General features: G+C 56.7%; 1 protein-coding gene. It reads right to left on the bottom strand.

Annotated features, from left to right (window positions below):
- A partial coding sequence (gene tnpA, locus EAE91_RS24835; protein WP_339919734.1) for an IS66 family insertion sequence element accessory protein TnpA occupies positions 1-149 on the bottom strand: 149 nt, incomplete at its 3' end.
- Between the last annotated feature and the right edge of the window lie 239 nt (positions 150-388).

Below are 388 nucleotides of genomic sequence, written 5' to 3'. Positions count from 1 at the left end.
TGCATTTTGTGACTGTCGGCAATCCAGTCGCGGAAAGAGGAAAAACTCAGTTGATGCTGTTCGCAATACTGTTTTCGGGTCAGGTCACTGTGGCGCCATTGGGTCACATGGTGTTGTTTTTGTTCCGGGGTATATCGGCTACGGCTCATGGTGTCAGTCTCCAGGTGAAGATAAGGAAGCAGTAGCGTGCATGGGCCGGAGAGGAAGAACAAGGTGAGATGACCGGACGTTTACAGAATAAATCCCCCGTCCACATAACGACCCGTGTCCCGGCCGGCGTCATCCCGTTCCAGGGTCAGGGGGGCCTGCTCCGCCAGCGTCAGTTTAATCAGTTCCCCCACCCGGTTAACTTCCTGCCGGCTCTGCCAGCGGCAGAGGCGGGTCTGCC

This window comes from Photorhabdus noenieputensis (genome assembly GCF_018448935.1).
Classification (GTDB): Bacteria; Pseudomonadota; Gammaproteobacteria; order Enterobacterales; family Enterobacteriaceae; genus Photorhabdus; species Photorhabdus noenieputensis.
The sequence above is the reverse complement of the archived record's forward strand: the minus strand, read 5'-3'. Positions and strand labels throughout refer to the sequence as shown.